This is a genomic window from Pantoea alhagi, assembly GCF_002101395.1.
Taxonomy (GTDB): domain Bacteria; phylum Pseudomonadota; class Gammaproteobacteria; order Enterobacterales; family Enterobacteriaceae; genus Mixta; species Mixta alhagi.
In genome coordinates this window covers 4,138,777-4,162,697 of sequence record NZ_CP019706.1, presented here as the reverse complement: position 1 = coordinate 4,162,697, position 23,921 = coordinate 4,138,777, and the positions used below count along the sequence as shown (strand labels likewise).

Genomic DNA, 23,921 nt, shown 5'->3' with positions numbered 1-23,921 from the left:
ATGATGCCTGCCGCGGCGTTATCGCCACGCGGTTTTACCGGCGCTAATCGGAGCCGTGAAGCGGCGTCGCTGTCGATAATCGGGCTGCGTTGATTTTTAGCGCGGCAGGCATCAATAAATTTTGTTTATCAGCCATGGCTTTCAGGAGAAGAGATGTTTGGCTACCGTTCCGCCGCACCGAAAGTGCGTCTGACCACCGATCGGTTGGTGGTCCGCCTTGTTCATGAACGCGATGCATGGCGACTGGCTGATTACTACACGGAAAACCGCGCTTTCCTTAAACCCTGGGAGCCGGTCCGTGATGAGAGCCACTGCTATCCTTCTGGCTGGCAGGCGCGTCTTGGGTTGATTACCGATATGCATAAACAGGGCAGCGCCTTCTATTTTATCGTGATGGATCCTGAAGAGAAGGAAGTGCGCGGCGTGGCTAACTTTAGCAACGTGTTGCGCGGCTCGTTTCACGCCTGCTATCTCGGTTATTCGCTCGGTGAAAAATGGCAGGGACAGGGCATGATGTTCGAAGCGCTGCAGGCGGCGATTCGCTATATGCAGCGGCAGCAGCGGATGCATCGTATTATGGCGAACTATATGCCGCACAATCAGCGCAGCGGTAATCTGCTGGCGCGGCTCGGGTTTGAGAAAGAAGGCTATGCGAAAGATTACCTGCTTATTAATGGCCGCTGGCAGGATCATGTGCTGACCGCGCTCACCAGTCAGGAGTGGACGCCGGAGCGGCGTGGCTAAGCGTCGATTTTTCACTTTATGCACCGCCAGAGACTGCGGCGCGGGAGTCTGTGATGACAGTAAAGATTGGGGTGGTGGGATTAGGCGGTATTGCGCAAAAAGCCTGGCTGCCGGTGCTGGCGCATGCCGACAGCTGGACGCTGATGGGCGGCTTTTCGCCTAACCAGCAGAAAGCGCAGCTAATTTGCGACAGCTGGCGGATGCGCTGCTATTCGCAGCTTGACGCGCTGGCCGCCGACTGTGATGCGGTATTTGTTCACAGCAGCACCGCCAGTCACTATCAGGTGGTGCGAACGCTGCTGGAGCAGGGCGTGGACGTCTGCGTGGATAAACCGCTGGCGGAAACCCTGAGCGAGGCGGAGGCGCTGGTGGAGCTGGCGCATAAACGCGGGCGCAAGCTGATGGTGGGCTTTAACCGACGCTTTGCCCCGCGCTATCAGCAGCTTAAAGCGGCCTTACAGCAGCCCGCCTCCATCCGCATGGAGAAACACCGCAGCGACAGCGTCGGGCCGCACGATCTGCGTTTTACGCTGCTGGATGATTATCTGCACGTGGTGGATACCGCGCTGTGGCTGGCGGAAGGGAAAGTCACCTTGCGTCACGGCTATATTCAGACCACCGAAGCGGGAGAGATGCTCTACGGCGAGCATCATTTTAGCGTGGGCAATACGCAGATCACCACCAGTATGCACCGGCGCGCCGGGACGCAGCGCGAGTCGGTCTCGGCAATTGCTGATGGCGGCGTCTGGCAGCTGGATGAGATGCGCGAATGGCGACATGAGCGCAATGGTCAAACGCTAACGGAAGCGGTTCCCGCGTGGCAAACCACTCAGGTGCAACGCGGTTTCGATGGCGCGGCCCGCCACTTTATCGCCTGCGTGCAAAATCAGACAATGCCGGAAACCAGTGGCGAGCAGGCGCTGAAAGCCCAGCGTATCGTGGAAAAAATCTGGCGCGACCTTGAGCGGGAATAACCTGCGGTAACAATCCTTTGTGGTTATTTCGCTGCGTATCGGTAGACTAACCGCCGGATCGACCGCTGTCGGTCCGCTATTGTCTGTTAACCGGATTGAATATTCAGGATGCGCAGTTAACCATGAATTTGTTGAAATCCCTGGCAGCGGTCAGCTCAATGACGCTGTTTTCCCGCGTGCTGGGCTTTGCCCGCGATGCGATCGTGGCAAGAGTATTCGGCGCCGGGATGGCTACCGATGCCTTTTTCGTCGCCTTTAAACTTCCCAACTTGCTGCGCCGTATTTTTGCCGAAGGCGCATTTTCTCAGGCTTTTGTGCCGATCCTGGCGGAATATAAAAGCAAGCAGGGGGAAGAGGCAACGCGTGTTTTCGTCGCATATATCTCAGGTCTGTTAACGCTGGCGCTGGCGTTAATCACCTTCCTGGGCATGATTGCCGCCCCGTGGGTGATTATGATCACCGCGCCGGGCTTTGCCGATACTGCCGATAAGTTTGCGCTGACCAGCAGCCTGCTGCGCATCACTTTTCCCTATATTTTCCTGATTTCGCTCGCCTCGCTGGTAGGGGCGATTCTGAATACCTGGAACCGTTTTTCGGTACCGGCCTTTGCGCCCACGCTGTTAAATATCAGCATGATCGGCTTCGCGCTGTTTGGCGCGCCCCATTTTAACCCGCCGGTGCTGGCGCTGGCCTGGGCAGTGGTGGTCGGCGGCGTGCTTCAGCTCGGCTATCAGCTGCCGCACCTGAAGAAAATTGGCATGCTGGTACTGCCGCGTCTGAACTTCAAAGATGCGGGCGTCTGGCGCGTGCTGCGCCAAATGGGTCCAGCTATTCTTGGGGTTTCCGTTAGCCAGATCTCACTGATCATCAATACCATTTTTGCCTCCTTTCTGGTCTCTGGCTCTGTCTCCTGGATGTACTATGCTGACCGTCTGATGGAGTTCCCTTCCGGCGTACTGGGCGTGGCGTTAGGCACGATTTTACTGCCGTCGCTGTCGCGCAGCTTCGCCAGCGGCAATCAGGCGGAATATTCGCGCCTGATGGATTGGGGGCTGCGTCTCTGTTTCCTGCTGGCGCTGCCGAGCGCGGTAGCGCTGGGGATCCTTTCCGGCCCGCTCACCGTGGCGCTGTTTCAGTATGGGAAATTTTCCGCTTTTGACGCCGCCATGACGCAGCGGGCGCTGATCGCCTATTCGGTCGGACTGATGGGACTGATCGTGGTTAAGGTGCTGGCGCCCGGTTTCTACTCACGTCAGGACATTAAAACGCCGGTCAAAATCGCTATCGTGACGCTGATTATGACACAGCTGATGAACCTGGCTTTTATCGGGCCACTGAAACATGCCGGGCTGGCGCTCTCTATTGGACTGGGGGCCTGTCTGAACGGTGCGCTGCTTTACTGGCAACTGCGTAAGCAGCAAATTTTTCAGCCGCAGCCGGGCTGGACAGGATTTTTACTGCGTCTGATTCTGGCGGTAGTGGTGATGGCGGGCGTGCTTATTGGCATGATGATGGTGATGCCTGCGTGGGATATGGGCGGCATGCCGTATCGTCTGGCCCGTCTGGCGGCAATCTGCGCCGTGGGCGGCGGTGCTTATTTTGTGGTGCTGGGCCTGTTAGGATTCCGGCCAAAAGACTTCGCCCGCCGCTCGGTAGCCTGATAACGGACAGACAAAACCCGCCGGCAGCAAATCCGATGGGTTAAGCGTGGTGGCCTTAAACCCGCCGGCAGCAAATCCGGTGGGTTAAGCGCGGTGGCCTTAAACCCGCCGCGAGTTAAAGCCGCCTGACGTCGCCTGACCATCCGGACCGTAAAAGGCCTGAGTCTGATGCGGTTTTAACAGTGCCAGCGCCTTATCGTTATAATCCATCTGCTTATTTAACAGCATCCCGTTATGGGTGTTGTTGTCGCGTAGCTGACGGGTGCGCTGCTCAATCGCCTGCCAGCGACGAGCCAGCTCCGGCTGAGCGCGATAGGGCGCCTGAATACGGTACTGCTTTTCTGATTCCCGCCGGATACCGTCAAGATAGTTCAGCGTGGTCAGCAGTGAACTTTTATCCTCGGTAATACGCTGTAGCAGGCTGCTGTTAATGAGGCCGGCAGAGAGCTGCTCGTTTTCTTCCTTCATTATTGTGCTCAGCGAACCAAGCACTTCCTGCATTTTATCCAGCGCGGTAATCAGGCTATTCATAGCGGTTATTTATCCTGTAAATAAGATTTCGCTTCCTGAATCAGGGCATCGGCGATTTTGCCGGTATCCATTTTCAGTTCGCCATTGCGAATGGCGGTTTTCAGTTGCTCAACGCGGGCGGCATTAATATCTTTTCCGTCCGAGGTCATTAGCTGAGACTGCGCGCCGCTCAGGCTAACCTGCGCTGCGCTGGCTGGCGTTGCCGGGCTGGAGGTCTGACGAACCTTTGCAGCGCCGCTGTTATCATTGGTTTCACGCGGCTGAACAGTGCTGACAGGCTGCGTAGCTTTAGTTTTGTCGATGCTCATGATCTGGCTCCAGTAGGTTCAGGCATTAGGGCAGCCTGAGAGGCAAAGAGTACAATGTATGTTGATCCCACTATCGGCAACTCAACACTCATCTTTAGCAGTTTATAGAGATATAAGAATATTCCCATCTGCACTGACGTTGCCACTCACTATTTGCCCATTCCCCATGCGCACCCGAACCCGCTGCATCGCCGTGGCGTTATTCAGCGCACGTCCTTCGCTACTAATGTTAAAACCATCGCCCTGAGCGATAACAATCACTGGCTGACCAGCCTTCACGCGCCAGGCCTGACGCAACATTGAGAGCGTTAACGGCTGATCCGGTGAAATATCACGTACGCTGATGGCTTCTGTTATTTGTTGAGGATCCAGCACCGCCCGTGCGGGCAGGGTATCAAGCCGGCCCTGCTTTATCCTGATGTCCCCGGCCGTTAAGGCGGTACCACGTGGAATTTGACGACTGGCGACCACATAGTCGCCGGTTACCTGTACTTCCACCTGCAGAAAACGCCGCTCCCGGTCGCAGGTCGCCGCCACGCTCATATTTCCCCATAAACGACTGTTACCCGGCAGGCTAAGCTGCGGTGTGGTACAGGTGGGCCACTGCTGCTCCGGGGTACGTATCACAACATTCATTCCGGCGGCATGCAGCGGATCGCGCGTTTTAAAGAACTGGTTAAGCTGAGCGCTAAGATCGTCTGCCCGTACCGGCATTACCAGTAAGGTCAGCATCATTCCCAGCCACCACGTCACTATCCGCATCATGTTTATCCCCGTCCTGACTCATGGCGCTGATTCTACCCGCGCGCGCAACTTTTCAAGGCAAAAAATAGCGATGCTTTTTAGCGCTATTCCAGCGATAGCTTTTGCAGCGCCCGATTATGCTGACAACTCAAAATTTCACTTCCGGAGGAAAGCATGCTCGACAAACTGGATGCAGCTCTGCAATTCGGCACCGAAGCGCTCAATCTGCGGGCTCAGCGTCAGGAAATCCTGGCATCCAACATCGCTAACGCTGATACGCCAGGCTACCAGGCCCGCGATATCGATTTTGCCAGCGAGCTTAACCGCGCGCTGGAGAAAGGGCGGGCGCAGGGCTCTGGCCTGTCGCTGGCGGTGACGTCGGCACGCCACATTCCTGCGCAAACCGCGACGCCGCCATCAATGGACCTGCTGTATCGCATTCCCGATCAGCCGTCGATGGATGGCAACACGGTCGATATGGACCGTGAGCGTACGCAGTTTGCAGATAACAGCCTGAAATACCAAACCGACCTCACGCTTATCAGTAGCCAGATTAAAGGCATGATGAACGTGCTGCAGGGACAATAACCGATGGCACTGCTTAATATTTTTGATATCGCCGGTTCGGCGATGGCTGCACAGTCACAGCGTTTAAACGTGGCCGCCAGTAACCTGGCTAACGCCGACAGCGTTACCGGTCCTGACGGTCAGCCTTATGTCGCCAAACAGGTGGTATTCCAGGTGGATGCTGCTCCGGGACAGGCCACCGGCGGCGTGCGCGTTGCGCAGGTCGTAGAGGATCAAAGTCCGGCGAAGCTGGTGTTCGATCCGGGCAATCCGCTGGCGGACGCCAAGGGCTACGTCAAGATGCCTAATGTCGACGTGGTCAGCGAGACGGTAAACAGCATGGCGGCGTCGCGCAGCTATCAGGCGAACGTTGAAGTGCTGAACACCGTCAAGTCAATGATGATGAAAACCCTGACCATTGGTCAATAACGGAGAATAACCATGGGCTTAGCCGTTGGCGTAAATGAAAGGATCGATCCCAGTGTATTGACCAGTACCACTGGCGCATCGGGCAGCAACAGCGCAACCGATCTACAGAGTAACTTTTTGACATTGCTGGTGGCGCAGTTAAAAAACCAGGATCCCACCAATCCAATGGAAAACAACGAACTGACCACGCAGCTGGCGCAGATCAATACCGTGAGCGGTATTGAAAAACTGAACACCACGCTGGGTTCGATTTCTGGTCAGCTCAACAGCAACCAGTCGGTACAGGCTTCTACCCTGATTGGCCATGGCGTTATGGTGCCGGGCAGCCAGATCCTGACTGGGAAAGGCGAGACCACGCCGTTTGGCGTCGAGCTGACGCGTGCGTCAACCTCCACGACTGCCACCATCACCGACGGCAGCGGCAAAGTGATGCGTACGATCGATCTCGGCGGCCTGACCGCTGGCGTTCATACCTTTGCGTGGGATGGCACCTTAACGGATGGCACCACTGCACCGGATGGCAAATATAACGTCACCATTGCCGCCAGCAACGGGACGGAGCAACTGGTGGCGCAGCCACTGAATTACGCCTTAGTGAACGGTGTGACCACCGATTCCAGCGGGGCAATACTCGACCTCGGGACGATGGGCACTTCCACGCTCGATAAAATTCGTCAGATTCTCTGATTCGACACTAATTTACTCAGGAGTGACACATGGGCTTTTCACAAGCGGTCAGCGGTTTAAACGCGGCCTCCAGTAACCTCGACGTTATCGGCAACAACATTTCCAACTCTGCGACTGCGGGCTTTAAATCCAGCACCGTCTCTTTTGCTGATATGTATGCCGGTTCCAAAGTGGGAATGGGCGTAAAAGTTGCGGGCGTGATTCAGGACTTTAACGACGGCACCACCACCACCACCAGCCGTGGTCTTGATGTGGCTATCAGCCAGCAGGGTTTTTTCCGCATGGCGGACGACAGCGGCGCAATTTACTACAGCCGTAACGGCCAGTTCACGCTGGATGAGAACCGCAACATCGTTAACATGCAGGGCATGAAGCTGACCGGTTATCCGGTAGCGGGCACCCCGCCGACCGTGCAGACCGGCGCTAACCCGGTAGCGCTCAGCGTACCGACCACGCAGATGACCGCAAGCGCAACCACCACGGGTTCGCTGGTTGCAAACCTGAACTCATCTGACGGCACCAAAGTTGATGCGAACTTCGATAGCACCGACGCCACCAGCTTCAACGCCAAGTCTTCAATGACCACCTTTGACTCGCTGGGTAATGCGCACACCATCGATTTGTATTTCGTGAAAACGGCGGACAATAGCTGGAGCGTGCATCCAATCGACTCCAGCAGCGGCACCACCACTACGCCGTTCACCATGAGCTTTAACGCCAACGGCGTGTTGACCTCTGCTACCGACCAGACCATCTCTATGGGCGCGCTGAACGGCTCTAACGCCCAGACTTTTACGCTGGACTTAACCGGCAGCATGCAGCAGAACACCGGCGCCAACACCTTTGGCAACCCAACGCAGGATGGTTACAAGCCGGGCGATCTGGTGAGCTACCAGATCAATGAAGACGGCACGGTAGTGGGCACCTACTCCAACGAAAAAACCCAGGTGCTGGGACAGATCGTTCTGGCGAACTTCGCTAACGCCGAAGGCCTGAAATCTGAAGGCAACAACGTCTGGTCATCCACTGCTTCTTCTGGTCAGCCGCTGGTAGGCCTGGCAGGCACCGGTAACCTCGGTACCCTGACCGCAGGCGCGCTGGAGTCTTCTAACGTCGATCTGAGTAAAGAGCTGGTGAACATGATTGTGGCGCAGCGTAACTATCAGTCGAACGCGCAGACCATCAAAACACAGGATCAGATCCTCAACACGCTGGTTAACCTGCGTTAACAGGACTGACGGGAGAGCGCTATGGATCACGCTATTTATACCGCCATGGGCGCGGCAAGCCAGACGCTCAATATGCAGGCGGTTACGGCTGGTAACCTGGCCAATGCTTCAACGCCAGGCTTTCGCGCTCAGCTTCATGCGCTGCGCGCGGTGCCGGTAGAAGGCTTAACGCTGCCGACGCGTACGCTGGTCACCGCCTCGACGCCGGGTTCCGATATGACGCCGGGCACGCTCAATTATACGCAGCGCTCGCTTGACGTTGCGGTACAGCAGGATGGCTGGCTGGCGGTACAAACGGCAGATGGCACTGAAGCCTATACCCGCAACGGTAATATGCAGATTAGCCCTACCGGGGAGCTGACCATTCAGGGTCGCCCGGTGATGGGTGACGGCGGCCCGATTGCGGTGCCGCAGGCAGCAGAAATTACCATTGCGGCTGACGGTACCATTACCGCGTTGAATCCGGGCGATGAGCCCAACGCGACGGTACAGCTGGGACGTTTAAAGCTGGTGAAGGCGACGGGGCAGGAAGTGGTGCGCGGCGATGACGGGCTGTTTCGCCTGAACGCTGCGGCACAGGCCCAGCGCGGCGCGGTGCTGCAAAACGACCCGACGGTGCAGGTGATGCCCGGGGTGCTGGAAGGCAGCAACGTAAACCCGGTCGAAACCATGGTTGACATGATTGCCAACGCCCGCCGCTTTGAAATGCAGATGAAAGTCATCTCCAGCGTCGATGAAAACGAACAACGCGCCAACCAGCTGCTCAACATGACCAGCTAAGGCAAGAGGAAAACAGCATGATCAGTTCCTTATGGATCGCCAAAACCGGTCTTGACGCCCAGCAAACCAATATGGACGTCATCTCCAACAACCTGGCAAACGTTAGCACCAACGGTTTTAAACGTTCACGTGCGGTATTTGAAGATTTGATGTATCAGACCATGCGTCAGCCGGGCGCTCAGTCTTCTGAGCAAACCACGTTGCCGTCTGGCCTGCAGATCGGTACTGGTGTGCGTCCGGTTTCCACCGAACGTCTGCACACCCAGGGCAACCTGTCTAAAACCGACAACTCGAAAGATGTGGCGATTAACGGACAGGGCTTTTTCCAGGTGCAGATGCCGGATGGCACCGCAGCTTATACCCGTGACGGCTCGTTCCAGGTCGATCAGAACGGCCAGCTGGTAACCAATGCTGGTTTCCCGGTACAGCCCGGCATCACCATTCCCGCTAACTCCCTGAGCATCACTATCGGGCGTGACGGCGTGGTGAGCGTGACCCAGCAGGGTCAGGCGCAGCCGGTACAGGTGGGACAGCTGACGCTGAGCACCTTTATGAATGATACCGGCCTCGAAAGCATGGGTGAAAACCTCTACAAGGAAACTCAGGCTTCCGGCGCACCTACCGACAGCACGCCTGGCCTGAACGGTGCCGGCCTGCTGTATCAGGGTTATGTTGAAACCTCTAACGTCAACGTGGCGGAAGAGCTGGTCAGCATGATCCAGACGCAGCGCGCTTATGAAATCAACAGTAAAGCTATTACTACCTCCGATCAGATGTTGCAGAAACTGACGCAGGTATAAGGGCAGTAAGCGCGCTTAGTCGCGGACTGGCGGAGTTTCGGCTCCGCCAAATTAAATAATGAATGAAAGGTATATACGTCGTGGCGAAGCAATTCACTTTAAAGCCTGGACATTTGGTTATCGCAACGATGCTGATGACCCTTAACGGTTGCGCCCTTGTTCCCCGTACACCGCTGGTCACCGGCCCGACAACGGCTCAGCCGATGCCTGCTTCGCCGCCCGTGGTTAACGGATCTATTTTCCAGGGGGTGATGCCGATGAACTACGGCTATCAGCCTCTGTTTGAGGATCGTCGTCCGCGCAATATCGGCGACACGCTGACGATCGTGCTGCAGGAAAATGTCAGCGCCAGCAAAAGCTCCTCGGCTAATGCCAGCCGCGATGGCAGCGCCAGCCTTGGCCTGACCGCTGTGCCACGCGCCCTTGAAGGCCTGCTGGGCGGCGATAAAACCACAATGAGCGGCGAAGGCAAAAATGATTTCGCTGGTCAGGGTGGTGCCTCGGCCAATAACACCTTCACCGGTACGATTACCGTTACCGTCAATCAGGTATTGCCGAACGGCAACCTGAACGTGGTCGGTGAGAAACAGATTGAGATTAACCAGGGTACCGAATTTATTCGCTTCTCTGGCGTGGTCAACCCGCGCACCATCAGCGGCAATAACAGCGTGGTCTCCACGCAGGTGGCAGATGCCCGTATCGAATATGTCGGTAACGGTTATATCAACGAAGCGCAGAACATGGGTTGGCTGCAGCGCTTCTTCCTGAACATCTCACCGATGTAAGAGGCTTTTATGTCACAGTCACGCATTATTCATATGGCGCTCTCCCTGCTGCTGCTGAGCATCAGCACGCTGGCAAGCGCCGATCGCATCCGCGATCTCACCACGATCCAGGGCGTTCGTGATAACCAGCTGATCGGCTATGGTCTGGTGGTTGGACTGGATGGCACCGGCGACCAGACGGCGCAAACGCCGTTTACTACTCAGTCGCTGAACAACATGCTGTCACAGCTGGGCATTACCGTACCCGCCGGCACCAATATGCAGCTGAAAAACGTGGCGGCGGTCATGGTGACTGCCAACCTGCCAGCCTTTGGTCGTCAGGGACAGCAGATCGACGTGGTGGTTTCCTCGCTGGGTAACGCCAAAAGCCTGCGCGGCGGCACGCTGATTATGACGCCGCTGAAAGGCGTCGATAACCAGGTTTATGCGCTGGCGCAGGGGAATATCCTGGTTGGCGGTGCAGGCGCGGCGGCGGGCGGTGCCAGCGTTCAGGTTAACCAACTCAATGGCGGACGCATTACCGGCGGCGCGACCATTGAACGCGAAATGCAGAGCAACTTCGGGACGCAGGGCACCATCAATCTGCAGCTGAACGAAGAAGATTTCAGTATGGCGCAGCGCATCAGCGATGCCATTAACGGACGTGGCTACGGCTCGGCACAGGCGCTAGACGCCCGTACCGTTCAGGTCCGCGTGCCAGTGAACAACAGTTCACAGGTGCGTCTGCTGGCAGATATTCAGAATATCGATGTTTCCGTACCGATTCAGGATGCGAAAGTGATCATCAACTCACGCACCGGTTCGGTGGTGATGAACCGCGAAGTAACGCTCAGCTCATGTGCAGTAGCGCAGGGTAACCTGTCGGTAACGATCAATCAGCAGCAGAACGTCAATCAGCCGGATACGCCGCTGGCCGGTGGTCAAACCGTGGTCACGCCGCAAACCCAGATCGATCTGCGTCAGGAAGGCGGCGCGCTGCAGCGAGTTAACGCCAGCGCCAACCTGAATAGCGTGGTGCGTGCGCTGAACGCGCTTGGCGCAACGCCGATGGACCTGATGTCGATTCTTCAGTCAATGCAGAGCGCCGGCTGTCTGCGCGCCAAACTGGAAATTATCTGATGAATGATACGCAATCTGTAATGAGCGCGGCTTATGACAGCCAGGCGCTTAATAGTCTGAAACGTCAGGCAGGCAACGACCCGCAAGGGCAGGCGTTGCAGGTGGCGAAGCAGGTAGAGGGCATGTTTGTACAGATGATGCTGAAGAGCATGCGACAGGCGCTGCCGCAGGACGGTCTGCTCAGCACCGAGCAGACACGCATGTTCACCTCTATGTACGACCAGCAGATTGCGCAGGAGATGGGGAATAAAGGGCTGGGGCTGGCAGACGTTATCGTAAAACAGATGATGCCAGCCCAGGCGCCGGACGAGCGTGCGGGCACCGTGCCGATGCCGCTCGATCGTTCGGTGGTTATCAATACGTTGCTGCCGCGCCAGATGGAGCAGATGCAGACGCAGATGGCGCAAATGGTGCAGCGCGCCATGCCAAGACTGCCGCAGCCCACGGCCGGCGCGCCGCTGAGCGGCGACAGCAGCGATTTTATTGCCAAACTCACGCAGCCGGCGCAGCTTGCCAGCCAGCAGACCGGCATTCCCCATCAGCTGATCCTTGCCCAGGCGGCGCTGGAATCGGGCTGGGGGAAACGTCAGATCCTGACCGAAGATGGCAAGCCGAGCTACAACCTGTTTGGCATTAAGGCCACCGGCAGCTGGCAAGGCAAGACCACGGAAATCACCACCACCGAATATGAGAACGGCGTGGCGAAAAAAGTGAAGGCGGCGTTCCGCGTCTATGACTCCTATATCGATGCATTAGCGGACTACGCCAATCTGCTGAGTAAGAATTCGCGCTATGCCAAAGTGACGACGGCAAAAACGGCGGAAGAGGGCGCGCATGCGCTGCAGGCTGCGGGCTACGCAACCGATCCGAAATATGCCAAAAAACTGGTCGGTATGATCCAGCAGTTTAAAGACCTGGGTGAAAAAGTTGCCAAAGCGTACGGCAATGAGTTAGGCGATCTGTTCTGATTTTTTACTCAAGTTTCACTTAAGCACGCCGATAACCAAAACAGGCCAGAAAGCGTCCCGTTACGCTTGCGGCACCCGATTCGTTGAATGCCGCCCGGTGCGTACCGGCGCAAAAAGGAACCGACATGTCCAGCTTAATTAACTCCGCAATGAGCGGGCTGAGCGCGGCGCAGGCTGCGCTGAATACCACCAGCAGCAACATCAGCAATTATAATGTGGCGGGTTATTCACGTCAGACGGCGGTACTGAGCTCGCTGCCCAGCACCCTGAACGGCGGCAACTATTACGGTAACGGCGTAACAATCAGCAGCGTTCACCGCGAATATGATGAGTTTATTACCGGGCAGCTGCGCAGCGCCTCGGCGCAAAACAGCGGTATAACTACCCAGTACAATCAGATCTCTAACATCGATGACTTGCTCTCTTCATCGTCAAACAGCCTCTCTACCACGCTCTCTGATTTCTTTACCAACGTCCAGAACGTGGTGAGCAACGCGGATGATCCTTCCGCGCGTCAGACCCTGCTGGGCAAGGCGGAAGGGCTGGTTAACCAGTTTAAAGTTACCGATCAATATCTGCGGAATATGGATGCCAGCATTAACACCAGCATCTCCTCTTCCGTGGAGCAGATTAATAGCTATGCCAGCCAGATTGCCGGCCTGAATACCCAGATTGGCAAACTGCAGGCGGCCGGTGCCGGTGCCGATCCTAACACTTTGCTGGATCAGCGTGACGCGCTGGTCAGCAAACTGAACGACCTGGTAGGCGTAAGCGTCTCTCAGCAGGATGGCAGCTATATCGTTTCTATGTCTAACGGCCTGGCGCTGGTTAACGGCGCGGAAACGCGTCAACTGGTGGCGATGACCGCCAGCAACGATCCAACCCGTACCACCATTGGTTATGTAGATAAAACCGCCGGCAACGTTGAGATCCCTGAAAGCCTGGTAAGCACCGGTTCATTAGGCGGTCTGCTGAAGTTCCGTACCGAAGATCTCGATTCGGCGCGCAATAAACTGAATCAGCTGGCGCTGAACTTCGCCGATAGCTTTAACACGCAGCATAAAGCGGGCTTCGACAGTGAAGGCAATGCCGGCACCGATTTCTTTGCCATCGGCGGACCGACCGTGGTCGGCAACAGCAAAAACGCTTCCGGCGTCACGCTGACCGCCAGCTGGAGCGACACCAGCAAAGCGCAGGCAACAGACTATAAAGTGAGCTGGGACGGCAGCAACTGGAACGTTAAGCGTCTCTCTGACAATACCAGCGTCAGCGCGTCACTGGACGCCAACGGCCAGCTTAATTTCGACGGTTTGCAGGTTACGCCGTCCGGCACGCCTGCTGCCAATGACAGCTTTATCGTCAAGCCGGTCAGCAATGCGATTGTGAATATGGACGTCGTGGTCACCAATGAGGCACAGGTTGCCGCCGCAGGCGCTGCGGGTGGTGAAAGCGATAACCGTAACGCGCAGAAGCTGCTGGACCTGCAGAGCAAGAACCTGGTCAACGGCAACGCGACGCTGGCGCAAGGCTATGCCAGCCTGGTGAGTGATATTGGTAACAAAACCAATACGCTGAAAACCACCAGCGAGACGCAGACCAACGTGGTGAATCAGCTTACCAGCCGTCAGCAGTCGGTATCAGGCGTTAACCTTGATGAAGAGTACGTGAACCTGCAACGCTATCAGCAATATTACATGGCGAATGCGCAGGTTCTGCAGACAGCATCAGCAATTTTCGATGCCTTAATCAGCATCCGTGGCTAATTGAATTGATGAAGGAATAACCACCATGCGACTCAGTACCAGCATGATGTATGACCAGCAGACGCGTGGCGTGACCAACGCCCAGTCAAGCTGGCTGAAAGCGGGCGAGCAGCTCTCTACCGGCAAGCGGGTTATTAACCCGTCGGACGATCCACTGGCCGCCGCGCAAGCGGTCGTGCTTTCCCAGGCACAGGCAGAGAACAAGCAGTACAAGCTGGCGCGTGATTTCGCGACGCAAAGCGTGTCGCTGGAAACCAGCGTGCTGGATGACGCCACTGCGGCGGTGCAGAGCGCCCAGTCACTGGTGATCTTAGCGGGCAACGGAGCGCTTTCTGACGATGATCGTGAATCTTATGCTACCCAGCTGGAGGGCGTACGCGCTCAGTTGCTCAATCTGGCGAACAGCACCGACGGCAATGGTCGCTATATTTTTGCCGGCTATAACAGTGGCAGCGCGCCCTTTACTGAAGATGCCAGCGGCAGCATTGTTTACAACGGCGGCACCGATGCGATCACGCAGAAAGTGGACGCCAGCCGTACCATGACCACCAGTCATACCGGTGCGCAGGTGTTTATGTCCATCACCAGCAACGCGGTAAAAGAGCCGGATGGGTCAGCAAGCGAAACAAATATTTTTGAGACGCTGGATATCGCCATCAACGCCCTGAAACAGCCGATTCAGAATACGGATGATGCAACACGTGCGGTAGCGAAAGAGGCGTTGGATAAGACCACGCGCGGCCTGGGCAACTCGTTAAACAACATTCTGAAAGTACAGTCTGAGCTGGGTACACAGTTGAGCGAGCTGGAAAAACTGGATAGCCTGGGCGACGATCGCAGCACGCTGCAGGAAGTAAGAATGAGCGCACTGGTGAACGTGGATTATACCAGCGCGATTTCAACCTATACCATGCAGCAGCAGGCGCTACAGGCTTCTTATAAGACTTTCAGCGATATGTCACAGATGTCTCTGTTTCAGATGAATAGCTAAAAATTTTAGTTTTGGACGTGCTTAAACCGGGCGCGTTCGTTTTTTCCCGTCACCGATGGCTTATCGTCGCTGACGGGTTTTTTTTTGCTCTGAAAACGGTAAGCCTGATTTAAAAATAATGGGCGTAATGCAGCGAAGCAGGCAGCCAGCAGCAGATAACCAGACGGTAGCAGGCAGGTCGGCAGCAGCAGAGGGTAGTCTGCCGGTAGCCATGGATAAACAGGTAGCAGCAGCGGGTAGCTAACGGTAGCGGAACCAGAGGCCAGCTGCGGGCTGACGTCCGGCATGGAACAGGATTACGTTTGCTTAAGCCATAAAAAACCCCGGCCTGAGCCGGGGTTGAGAGAGGCTTATTTAGCGCAATCAGGGTTTGGTGGCCGGAGCCGTTGCCTGATGTGTCGCGCTGTGGCCACCGGCTGCGCCTTTGCCTTCAAACTGGAAGGGCGGACGTACCCAGTCGCTATGACGCGGCGCTTCTGGCTGCCATGCCGGAGCCGGTGCTTTCGTCATCGGCGCGCTGGCATGGTATTTACCGGCCAGCAGGGACTGACTGGCTGCAGGCGCTTGATCACGAGCCGGAACCGGCGCATGCGGTTCGCGAACCGGCAATACCTCTTCTGGCTCGATTGCTGGCGCATTCAGCACCTGCCCGACCTGGGCCGCCGTATCAGCGCTAACGTCGCTGGCACTGGCCACGGCAACAGCCTGCTGCTCATCCGTTACGGACGGCGTGGCTTCAACGTTCTGCTGCACGGTTTCAACCGGAACCGATGCTGCCTGAGCGGCTTCTGCTGCTGCGGTTTCCACCGGCGCAGCTTCTGGCTCAGCGGCTTCTGCTGACGCGTTAACCGCGTCGTCTGCCGGTTGCGCCTGAGCGGCAACCTGAGCGGCACGTGCTTCAGCAGCGGCCGGAATCACAGAAGGCTCTTCATTTACCGGCACTTCAATAGCTGAAGTGTCATGCGTATCAACCGGCGTTACCGGCGCATCAAACTGCTGCGGCGCAACTTCATGTACTGCATCCTGCGCCGTTTGCTGTTCAGCTTCCGCCGGCTGAGCGGAAGATGCCTCAACGGCGGCTTCGCTGGCGGCAACTGGCAAAGCAACGGCGGCAGCGGTTTCAACGTGGCTGTAGTCCGGCGTTTCATGCTGCACATCAGCTGCCTGAACGGTCTCCTGGCTGGCCTGCGCGACCGGATAGCGAACCCAGACTTTACCTGAAGCCATTTCCGGCGAGGCTGCAGCACAGGAGACAGGCATCGGAGACTGCGTCGGATAACGCTCATCGCGGTAACGACGACGACGCTGACCGCTGACGCGCAGATGACGCGGAGAGCGGCGTGAGCGGCGCGGCATATTGCCGTTATCGCGGTTCTCCTGCTCTTCCTGCTGCTCTTCAGGCTGCGTCTGCGCTTCTGGCGCGGCGGCTTCGAACTGCGGCGTCTCTTCTGGAGCCGCTTTCACGTCGTCAATAGCAGGCTGCGTTTCCGCCACTGTTTCCGCGCTGACCACGCGCACTTTCTGCGCCAGCTGACGCGGCTTACGACGCGGCATGACCTGAACGCGCTCTTCCGCCGGGTTCTCTTCGCTCTCTTCAACGACGCTGGCTACCGGCTGCTGCTCTTGCTGAGCGGCGGCTTTGGCGGCTTCCTGCTGCTGACGACGCTCTTCCTGACGGCGACGCTGACGTTCGGCACGCTGCTCACGACGCTGCTGCTGCTGCTCTTCACGCTGCGCGCGTGCTTCGTCAGTCAGCGTGTTTTGCGTCTCTTCACGCACTTCAGCATTGGCCTGCTGGCGTTTGTTGTTACGACGCGGCTCTTCACGGGTTTCACGATTATCACGGGTTTCACGATTATCGCGCGCCTGTTGTGGGGCGTTTTCCCCGTTGCGGTCACGGTTACGATCGCGGCGGTTATTGTTGTTGTTGCGGCGGTTGTTGCCCTGTCGGCGTTCACGCTGCTGGGTTGGTTCAGACTCATCGCCAGCAGCTTTATCCTGCTGCGGCTGCCCGGCTGTGGCTGGCGCAGCCGGCTCAGAGGCAAACAGCTTTTTCAGGCCGCCAAACAGGCGTCCGATAATACCGGTCGATGCGGCAGGTTCCGCTGCGGCCTGCTTCGGCACGGCGGGCTGAGCAGGTTTACTGCTTTCAACGGCGGTTTCCTGCGGGGCAGGCGGCGTATCAGGCATCACAAAGGCGGCCAGTGCAGGCTGCTCAGGGCGACGACGTTCAGCCTGCTCGTTTTCAGACGGCAGCGCCATCTCAGCTTCATGCAGTTTCGGCAGGTGATAGCTGAGCGTTTGCGTCTCTTCACCGCTGCGTACGCGCAGTACTGAGTAGTGCGGCGTCTGCATCTGATCGTTCGGAACGATAATCGCACGCACGCCGCCCTGACGTTTTTCAATGGCATTAACGGCGTCGCGTTTTTCGTTCAGCAGATACGAGGCGATCGGCACCGGCACAATGGCGTGCACTTCTTTGGTGTTCTCTTTCAGCGCTTCTTCTTCAATCAGACGCAGAATAGAGAGCGACAGCGATTCGTTATCACGAACGGTGCCGGTTCCGCTACAGCGCGGGCAAACATGGTGGCTCGATTCACCCAGCGATGGGCTAAGACGCTGACGCGACATCTCCAGCAGGCCGAAGCGGGAGATATGACTGATCTGGATACGGGCGCGATCCTGACGAACGGCCTCGCGCAGACGGTTTTCTACCGCACGCTGATGGCGTACCGGCGTCATATCGATAAAGTCGATAACGATCAGGCCGCCAAGGTCGCGCAGGCGCAGCTGACGCGCAATTTCGTCGGCAGCTTCAAGATTGGTGTTAAACGCTGTCTCTTCGATATCGCCGCCGCGCGTGGCGCGTGCTGAGTTGATATCGATCGCGGTCAGCGCTTCAGTGCTGTCGATCACAATCGAGCCGCCGGAAGGCAGACGCACTTCACGCTGGAAGGCCGATTCGATCTGGGATTCAATCTGGTAATGGCTGAACAGCGGAATTTCACCGGTGTACAGTTTGATTTTGCTGCTGAAATCAGGACGACCAAGGGCGGCGATATGCTGACGCGCCAGATCGAGGACTTTCGGGTTATCAATCAGGATTTCGCCGATGTCAGGGCGCAGATAGTCGCGGAAGGCGCGAACAATCACATTGCTTTCCTGATGGATCAGGAAGGGCGCCGGACGATTTTCCGCCGCTTTTTTGATCGCTTCCCAGTGCTTCAGACGGAAGCTTAAATCCCACTGCAGCGCTTCGGCTGATTTGCCCACGCCTGCGGTACGCACGATTAAGCCCATGCCGTCCGGCAGCTCAAGCGACGAGAGCGCTTCTTTCAGCTCGGTGCGGTCATCGCCTTCAATACGGCGTGAAATGCCGCCTGCGCGTGGGTTATTTGGCATCAGCACCAGATAGCTGCCTGCCAGGCTGATAAAGGTGGTCAGAGCCGCGCCTTTGTTGCCGCGCTCTTCTTTATCGATCTGAACAATGACTTCCTGACCTTCGCGCAATACGTCTTTGATATTGGGGCGGCCATGAGCGTTGTAGCTGGCAGGGAAATATTCGCGGGAAATTTCTTTAAGCGGAAGGAAACCGTGTCGTTCAGCGCCGTAATCAACAAATGCTGCTTCCAGACTTGGCTCAATGCGGGTGATCTTGCCTTTATAGATATTCGCCTTTTTCTGTTCGTGTCCGGGGCTTTCAATATCCAGGTCGTACAGACGTTGTCCATCTACTAAGGCGACACGCAACTCCTCCTGTTGAGTTGCGTTTATTAACATTCTTTTCATCGTAACGTACTCGTTATTCTTACGTGAGTGACTAAGCTGCGGGCTAAGTAACACTGGACGAAGAATAACCGACGGCCCCGTGTCTTATCGCTTCATCGTCAACCTCACGGTTGTCGGTCGCTCAAGGGGCGCAAAAATCTCGGCAGCCTGTTTTTATAAGGAAAAACAGCGCTCGGATGAGGGAACCGCCACTGAATTTACCAGAGAGAGTCAATCCCGTCTTATCGTCCAGGCTGCAACCCGCAGCCCGCTAAATGCCTGATTTCACAATACGTCTTACGCCATTGCTGCGTGTATGTGCTATCCGGCAAAATTTCTTAATTCGCTATTTATGGTTTCCTGACGGTAAGCGCTCAGGAGACCGGGCCATTATTCCATTGCTAACCTTGTTATAGCAAGGTGACTTTTCATTACTGATAAACTTTCTTGCAGCATTACACATTCATTTTGCAGGCTTTTTCACCACCACTGTGGAAAAGTATGAAACAGGCCGCAAAATTGGCGGTACGTTGTCAGTTAAGCACAGAAAAAGAAGTGGCGCTATTATCCGCCACTCATTAGAATCGCCGCCCATGAATATGAATACGCCATCGGTACAAATCGTCGCCATTTCCGCTGAAGAAGCGGGACAGCGCATCGACAATTTTTTGCGCACGCAGCTTAAAGGCGTGCCGAAAAGCATGATTTATCGCATTTTGCGTAAGGGCGAAGTGCGCGTGAATAAAAAACGCATCAAGCCTGAATATAAACTGCAGGCCGGGGATGAGGTTCGCATTCCGCCGGTACGCGTGGCAGAGCGCGAGGAAGCCGCCATTTCGCCGAAGCTCGAGCGCGTTGCCAGCCTGAAGGATGCGATTCTTTATGAAGATGAATACATTCTGATATTGAATAAACCGTCCGGTACGGCGGTGCATGGCGGCAGCGGCTTAAGCTTCGGCGTGATCGAAGGGCTGCGCGCACTGCGCCCGGAAGCTCGCTTCCTTGAACTGGTGCATCGCCTTGACCGCGATACTTCAGGTGTGCTGCTGGTGGCGAAAAAGCGCTCCGCGCTGCGTTCGCTGCATGAGCAGCTGCGTGAAAAAGGCATGCAGAAGGATTATCTGGCGTTGGTGCGCGGTCAGTGGCCTTCGCATATAAAAGCGGTGCAGGCACCGCTGCTGAAAAATATTCTGCAAAGCGGCGAGCGCATTGTCCGCGTGAGCAGCGAAGGGAAGCCCTCCGAGACGCGCTTTAAGGTAGAAGAGCGCTATGCGTTCGCTACGCTGGTAAAAGCCAGCCCGGTAACCGGCCGTACGCATCAGATTCGTGTTCATACCCTGCATGCCGGTCACCCCATCGCCTTTGACGATCGCTATGGCGAACGGGAGTTTGATAAGCAGTTAAGCGCTACCGGCCTGCGTCGTCTGTTCCTGCATGCAGCGGCGCTCAGCTTTAATCATCCCCACAGCGGCGACAGAATGCGCATTGAAGCACCGCTGGATGATGAACTGAAACAATGCCTGGCGGTGTTGCGTAAACCGTCGTAACGCCTTTACATAAGAAAACCTGATGCGGCGCGTCGCATCAGGCTATCGCATACGCTGTTTATCGCCCCGTGGTTAAAGGATTAATCCCCACTTCACGCAGCATATCGCACAGTGCGATCAGCGGCAGCCCCACGAGTGTATTAGGATCGCGTCCTTCCAGCCGATCGAATAATGTAATGCCTAAACCTTCGCTTTTAAAACTGCCGGCACACTGTAACGGCTGCTCAATGGCGACATAGGCATGAATTTCTGCTTCGCTTAATGAGCGGAAACCGACATGGAATGTTTCATAAAGAGAGAGCAGGCGTTTTTTGTCAGCGCAATAAAGCGCCAGCCCGGTATAAAAGGTAATAACTTTTCCGCTGGCGGCGCGTAACTGCGCACGCGCATTTTCTTCCGTATGCGGCTTGCCGGTTATTTTGCCTTCCAGTACGCAAACCTGATCGGAGCCAATAATCCAGCCGTGTGGATAATGCGCCGCCAGCGCCTGGGCTTTGGCCTGCGCCAGCCGTTCTACCAGCTGCGGCGCCTTTTCATCTGGCAGCGGCGTCTCATCCACCTCTGGCGCAGCGGTAATAAAAGAGAGGCCGAGTTTATTTAACAGCGCCTGACGAAAGGGAGAGGTTGAAGCTAAAATCAGCTGTGTCATATTTTTTCAGTTAAAATATAGCGAATCGGATGCAGACATTTTAAACTGTCCGCCGCATTGGATGCGAATACCAAGTGAAAGATGCTGTTAAACAGCCTTTTTCTTTGACTCTCTGTCGTTACAAAGTTAATATGCGCGCCCTATGCAAAAGGTAAAATTACCCCTGACAATCGATCCGGTTCGCGCCGCTCAAAAACGCCTTGATTATGCGGGCGTCTATACGCCTCAACAGGTGGAGCGCGTAGCCGATACCGTTGTTAGTGTGGACAGTGATGTACAATGCGTTATGTCGTTTGCCGTTGATAACCAGCGTCTGGCTGTTCTGAAAGGAACGGCTGACGTTAGCGTCACGCTGAGCTGCCAGCGCTGCAACAAGCCATTTGCACATCAGGTTCACGTAACGTATTGCTTCAGTCCCGTCGCAGATGATGCGCAGGCTGATGCGTTGCCGGAAGCCTACGAGCCGATCGAAGTCAACGACTTCGGTGAGATCGATCTGCTGGCGGTGGTTGAAGATGAAGTTATCCTCGCCCTGCCTGTAGTTCCGGTGCATGATTCTGAACACTGTGAAGTGTCCGACGCGGACATGGTCTTTGGCAAACTGCCTGAAGAGGCGGAGAAACCAAACCCATTCGCCGTATTAGCCAGTTTAAAGCGTAAGTAATAGGAGTAAGGTCCATGGCCGTACAACAGAATAAACCAACCCGTTCCAAACGTGGCATGCGTCGTTCTCACGATGCGCTGACCACTTCCACTCTGTCCGTAGATAAAGTTTCTGGCGAAACTCATCTGCGTCACCACATCACTGCGGATGGCTACTACCGCGGTCGCAAGGTCATCGTTAAGTAATACTTGCGGCAACGCAAGGCGATACTTTGACACGTTTGACCCTGGCCATCGATGCTATGGGCGGGGACTTCGGTCCCTGCGTGACAGTGCCTGCAGCTTTGCAGGCACTGGCCTTACATTCGCAATTACAGCTTCTTCTGATCGGCGATCCCGCCGCTATCACGCCATTACTTGCTAAAGCTGATTCCGCTGTACAACGGCGTCTGCAGGTTATTCCTGCCGAATCGGTTATCGCCAGTGATGCCAAACCTTCTCAGGCTATCCGCCACAGTCGCGGTAGCTCTATGCGCATCGCGCTTGAGTTGGTCAAAGAAGGAAAGGCGCAGGCTTGCGTTAGTGCCGGGAATACCGGTGCCTTAATGGGGCTGGCAAAACTGTTATTGAAACCGCTGGACGGCATTGAGCGTCCGGCGTTAACTACCGTGTTGCCGAATCAGCCGGGCGGTAATACGGTGGTACTGGATTTAGGCGCTAACGTTGAATCTGACAGTGCCATGCTGGTGCAGTTTGCCATTATGGGTGCGGTGATGGCGGAGGAAGTCTTAGCCATTGAAAAACCGCGTGTGGCATTGCTGAATATCGGCCAGGAAGAAACCAAAGGGCTGAATTCGATTCGGGAAGCGGCGAACCAGCTCAGGGCATCGCCGCAAATTAATTATATCGGCTACCTTGAAGGCAACGATCTGCTGACAGGCAAGACTGATGTACTGGTTTGCGACGGTTTCGTGGGCAATGTCACGCTGAAAACCCTGGAAGGCGTGGTAAGGATATTTCTTTCGCTGTTGAAATCATCTGGCGAAGGCAAAAAACGGGCGTGGTGGATGAAACTGCTGGAGCGCTGGATTAAAAAACGGCTGGCTAAGCGTTTCGGACATTTAAACCCCGACCAGTACAATGGCGCCTGTCTGTTAGGATTGCGAGGCTTGGTTATCAAGAGCCACGGTGCGGCAAATCAACGCGCTTTTGCCGCAGCAATTGAACAGGCAGAGCAGGCGGTGCGGCGGCAAGTCCCGGAGCGGATTGCCGCGCGCCTAAAGGCTGTATTAGCCAGGAGTGATTGAGCGGACATGTATACCAAAATTATCGGTACGGGCAGCTATCTGCCCGCTCAGGTGCGGACTAACGCCGATCTGGAAAAAATGGTGGATACGTCGGATGAGTGGATTGTCACTCGTACCGGCATTCGTGAGCGACGTATCGCCGCGCCTGATGAAACCGTTGCGACGATGGGGTTTCAGGCCGCCGAGCGCGCGCTGGAAATGGCTGGCGTTAGTAAAGACGATATCGGACTGATTATCGTTGCCACCACGTCAGGCAGCCATGCATTCCCCAGCTCAGCCTGTATGATCCAGAATATGCTGGAGATCAAAGACTGCGCGGCTTTCGATCTGGCCGCCGCCTGCGCCGGCTTTACCTATGGGCTGAGCGTTGCCGACCAATACATTAAAAACGGCGCGGTAAAACATGCGCTGGTGATTGGCGCTGATGTGCTGGCACGCACGCTTGATCCCAACGATCGCGGCACCATTATTCTGTTTGGCGATGGCGCAGGCGCCGTCGTGCTTTCCGCCAGCGAAGAGCCTGGCATTATTTCTACCCATCTGCACGCCGACGGCCGCTATGGCCAGCTGCTGACGCTGCCTTATCAGAACCGTGCGCAGCAGGATCAACCGGCTTATCTCACCATGTCCGGTAATGAAGTGTTTAAGGTCGCGGTAACCGAACTGGCGCATATCGTTGATGAGACGCTGGCGGCCAATAACCTTGAACGCGCCGAAATCGACTGGCTGGTGCCGCATCAGGCTAACCTGCGCATTATTAACGCCACGGCGAAAAAGCTGGGTATGGGCATGGATAAAGTCGTCGTTACGCTTGACCGTCATGGCAATACTTCCGCTGCTTCCGTACCGGCTGCGCTGGATGAAGCGGTGCGCGATGGACGTATTAAGCCGGGCCAGTTGGTTCTGCTGGAGGCCTTTGGTGGTGGATTTACCTGGGGCTCGGCTCTGGTTCGTTTTTAATCGAAGG

Annotated in this window: 25 protein-coding genes; 19 read left to right on the top strand and 6 right to left on the bottom strand. The window is 56.0% G+C overall.

What is annotated here, in order from left to right; all coding sequences use genetic code 11:
- Positions 1-153 precede the first annotated feature (153 nt).
- The 3 genes from rimJ to murJ all read left to right on the top strand — a co-directional run bounded on the left by rimJ (position 154) and on the right by murJ (position 3,379).
- On the top strand, positions 154-744 hold the full coding sequence (gene rimJ, locus B1H58_RS19785; RefSeq protein ID WP_085072130.1) for a ribosomal protein S5-alanine N-acetyltransferase: 591 nt from the start codon (positions 154-156) through the stop codon (positions 742-744).
- Between the two features lie 53 nt (positions 745-797).
- Positions 798-1,718, top strand: a complete 921-nt coding sequence (locus tag B1H58_RS19780) for a Gfo/Idh/MocA family protein (protein WP_085072129.1) — start codon at positions 798-800, stop codon at positions 1,716-1,718.
- A gap of 122 nt (positions 1,719-1,840) precedes the next feature.
- Complete coding sequence (murJ, locus tag B1H58_RS19775) at positions 1,841-3,379, top strand: murein biosynthesis integral membrane protein MurJ (RefSeq protein ID WP_085072128.1); 1,539 nt, start codon at positions 1,841-1,843, stop codon at positions 3,377-3,379.
- A 99-nt stretch (positions 3,380-3,478) separates the two neighbouring features.
- Here murJ and flgN read toward each other — a convergent pair whose 3' ends face one another.
- The 3 genes from flgN to flgA all read right to left on the bottom strand — a co-directional run bounded on the left by flgN (position 3,479) and on the right by flgA (position 4,980).
- On the bottom strand, positions 3,479-3,910 hold the full coding sequence (flgN, locus tag B1H58_RS19770; protein WP_085072127.1) for a flagellar export chaperone FlgN: 432 nt from the start codon (positions 3,908-3,910) through the stop codon (positions 3,479-3,481).
- 5 nt (positions 3,911-3,915) lie between these two features.
- Entirely contained in the window at positions 3,916-4,218 is a 303-nt protein-coding gene (gene flgM, locus B1H58_RS19765; RefSeq protein WP_085072126.1) for a flagellar biosynthesis anti-sigma factor FlgM, read from the bottom strand.
- A 102-nt stretch (positions 4,219-4,320) separates the two neighbouring features.
- Positions 4,321-4,980 (bottom strand): flagellar basal body P-ring formation chaperone FlgA, encoded by a 660-nt coding sequence (gene flgA / locus B1H58_RS19760; RefSeq protein WP_085072381.1) that lies wholly within the window; start codon positions 4,978-4,980, stop codon positions 4,321-4,323.
- Positions 4,981-5,136: 156 nt separating this feature from the next.
- On the opposite strand from flgA, the gene flgB reads away from it, so the two are divergent.
- The 11 genes from flgB to flgL all read left to right on the top strand — a co-directional run bounded on the left by flgB (position 5,137) and on the right by flgL (position 15,080).
- Positions 5,137-5,550 (top strand): flagellar basal body rod protein FlgB, encoded by a 414-nt coding sequence (flgB, locus tag B1H58_RS19755; protein WP_085072125.1) that lies wholly within the window; start codon positions 5,137-5,139, stop codon positions 5,548-5,550.
- 3 nt (positions 5,551-5,553) lie between these two features.
- Entirely contained in the window at positions 5,554-5,958 is a 405-nt protein-coding gene (gene flgC / locus B1H58_RS19750; RefSeq protein ID WP_085072124.1) for a flagellar basal body rod protein FlgC, read from the top strand.
- Between the two features lie 12 nt (positions 5,959-5,970).
- The gene (flgD, locus tag B1H58_RS19745) at positions 5,971-6,645 is read left to right on the top strand and encodes a flagellar hook assembly protein FlgD (RefSeq protein WP_085072123.1); all 675 of its coding nucleotides are present in this window, start codon (positions 5,971-5,973) and stop codon (positions 6,643-6,645) included.
- A 29-nt stretch (positions 6,646-6,674) separates the two neighbouring features.
- Positions 6,675-7,874 carry a flagellar hook protein FlgE gene (gene flgE / locus B1H58_RS19740; protein ID WP_085072122.1) on the top strand — a complete coding sequence of 400 codons (1,200 nt, stop codon included), beginning with the start codon at positions 6,675-6,677 and terminating at the stop codon, positions 7,872-7,874.
- Positions 7,875-7,895: 21 nt separating this feature from the next.
- Positions 7,896-8,654, top strand: coding sequence for a flagellar basal body rod protein FlgF (locus B1H58_RS19735; RefSeq protein ID WP_085072121.1), 759 nt, complete (start codon positions 7,896-7,898; stop codon positions 8,652-8,654).
- 17 nt (positions 8,655-8,671) lie between these two features.
- A complete protein-coding gene (gene flgG / locus B1H58_RS19730) occupies positions 8,672-9,454 on the top strand; it encodes a flagellar basal-body rod protein FlgG (RefSeq protein ID WP_085072120.1) in 783 nt (260 codons plus the stop codon).
- An 80-nt stretch (positions 9,455-9,534) separates the two neighbouring features.
- Positions 9,535-10,239 (top strand): flagellar basal body L-ring protein FlgH, encoded by a 705-nt coding sequence (flgH, locus tag B1H58_RS19725; protein WP_085072380.1) that lies wholly within the window; start codon positions 9,535-9,537, stop codon positions 10,237-10,239.
- Positions 10,240-10,248: 9 nt separating this feature from the next.
- Positions 10,249-11,358, top strand: a complete 1,110-nt coding sequence (locus B1H58_RS19720; RefSeq protein WP_085072119.1) for a flagellar basal body P-ring protein FlgI — start codon at positions 10,249-10,251, stop codon at positions 11,356-11,358.
- Positions 11,358-12,326 (top strand): flagellar assembly peptidoglycan hydrolase FlgJ, encoded by a 969-nt coding sequence (gene flgJ, locus B1H58_RS19715; protein ID WP_085072118.1) that lies wholly within the window; start codon positions 11,358-11,360, stop codon positions 12,324-12,326. Before B1H58_RS19720 ends, flgJ begins: the two co-directional genes overlap by 1 nt.
- Positions 12,327-12,451: 125 nt before the next feature.
- On the top strand, positions 12,452-14,089 hold the full coding sequence (flgK, locus tag B1H58_RS19710; protein WP_085072117.1) for a flagellar hook-associated protein FlgK: 1,638 nt from the start codon (positions 12,452-12,454) through the stop codon (positions 14,087-14,089).
- A 25-nt stretch (positions 14,090-14,114) separates the two neighbouring features.
- Complete coding sequence (flgL, locus tag B1H58_RS19705; RefSeq protein ID WP_085072116.1) at positions 14,115-15,080, top strand: flagellar hook-associated protein FlgL; 966 nt, start codon at positions 14,115-14,117, stop codon at positions 15,078-15,080.
- A gap of 5 nt (positions 15,081-15,085) precedes the next feature.
- On the opposite strand, the gene B1H58_RS20870 is transcribed toward flgL, so the two are convergent.
- A complete protein-coding gene (locus tag B1H58_RS20870) occupies positions 15,086-15,367 on the bottom strand; it encodes a hypothetical protein (RefSeq protein ID WP_085072115.1) in 282 nt (93 codons plus the stop codon).
- Positions 15,368-15,443: 76 nt separating this feature from the next.
- On the bottom strand, positions 15,444-18,869 hold the full coding sequence (rne, locus tag B1H58_RS19695) for a ribonuclease E (protein ID WP_085072114.1): 3,426 nt from the start codon (positions 18,867-18,869) through the stop codon (positions 15,444-15,446).
- Positions 18,870-19,441: 572 nt separating this feature from the next.
- Here rne and rluC point away from each other — a divergent pair.
- Entirely contained in the window at positions 19,442-20,395 is a 954-nt protein-coding gene (gene rluC, locus B1H58_RS19690) for a 23S rRNA pseudouridine(955/2504/2580) synthase RluC (RefSeq protein WP_085072113.1), read from the top strand.
- A 58-nt stretch (positions 20,396-20,453) separates the two neighbouring features.
- Here the strand turns inward: rluC and B1H58_RS19685 are convergent, their stop codons facing one another.
- Positions 20,454-21,044: a Maf family protein gene (locus B1H58_RS19685; protein ID WP_085072112.1), complete on the bottom strand. Its 591-nt coding sequence runs from the start codon at positions 21,042-21,044 to the stop codon at positions 20,454-20,456.
- 142 nt (positions 21,045-21,186) lie between these two features.
- Between B1H58_RS19685 and yceD the strand changes: the two genes are divergently transcribed.
- Genes yceD through B1H58_RS19665 form a run of 4 tightly spaced genes read left to right on the top strand, consistent with a single transcriptional unit; the run spans position 21,187 to position 23,914 of the window.
- Positions 21,187-21,708 (top strand): 23S rRNA accumulation protein YceD, encoded by a 522-nt coding sequence (gene yceD / locus B1H58_RS19680; protein ID WP_085072111.1) that lies wholly within the window; start codon positions 21,187-21,189, stop codon positions 21,706-21,708.
- Between the two features lie 14 nt (positions 21,709-21,722).
- Positions 21,723-21,893 carry a 50S ribosomal protein L32 gene (rpmF, locus tag B1H58_RS19675; RefSeq protein WP_038626789.1) on the top strand — a complete coding sequence of 57 codons (171 nt, stop codon included), beginning with the start codon at positions 21,723-21,725 and terminating at the stop codon, positions 21,891-21,893.
- Between the two features lie 26 nt (positions 21,894-21,919).
- Positions 21,920-22,954, top strand: a complete 1,035-nt coding sequence (gene plsX / locus B1H58_RS19670) for a phosphate acyltransferase PlsX (protein WP_085072110.1) — start codon at positions 21,920-21,922, stop codon at positions 22,952-22,954.
- 6 nt (positions 22,955-22,960) lie between these two features.
- Positions 22,961-23,914 carry a beta-ketoacyl-ACP synthase III gene (locus B1H58_RS19665; protein WP_085072109.1) on the top strand — a complete coding sequence of 318 codons (954 nt, stop codon included), beginning with the start codon at positions 22,961-22,963 and terminating at the stop codon, positions 23,912-23,914.
- Positions 23,915-23,921 lie beyond the last annotated feature (7 nt).